Origin of the sequence: Gluconobacter sp. P1D12_c, from assembly GCF_018812105.1 — a bacterium.
GTDB lineage: Bacteria > Pseudomonadota > Alphaproteobacteria > Acetobacterales > Acetobacteraceae > Gluconobacter > Gluconobacter oxydans_A.
In genome coordinates this window covers 1-407 of sequence record NZ_JACSIQ010000628.1, presented here as the reverse complement: position 1 = coordinate 407, position 407 = coordinate 1, and the positions used below count along the sequence as shown (strand labels likewise).

Annotated in this window: 1 protein-coding gene; it reads left to right on the top strand. The window is 54.3% G+C overall.

The window, feature by feature from the left end; translation table 11 throughout:
• On the top strand, positions 1-407 hold a 407-nt coding region (locus KP705_RS18460; protein WP_252348450.1), incomplete at both ends, for a transposase.

The window sequence follows — 407 nt, the reverse complement described above, 5'->3', positions numbered from 1 at the left end:
GCGTTTGACTCGCTTGAGCGGGCTTGGCGATCAGCTCGAATCGCTTTCCCGGAATGTGGATTTTGAAGTGTTCCGTACTGATCTGGAGAAGGCACTGGCCTATTCACATGGAAGCAAAGGCGGGCGACCGCCATTTGATACGGTGCTGATGTTCAAGATCCTGGTTATACAGACGTTGAAAAATTTGTCTGATGATCGGACGGAATATCTGATCAACGATCGCCTGTCGTTCATGCGCATCCTTGGGCTGGGGCTTTCAGATCGTGATACTGATGCCAAATCACTCTGGCTGTTCCGTGAGCGCCTGACGCAGTTGGGAGCGATCGAGGGTCTGTTCAACCGTTTTGACGCGACCCTGCGGCACGCCGGCTATCTGCCGATGTCGGGCCAGATCCTGGATGCAACGC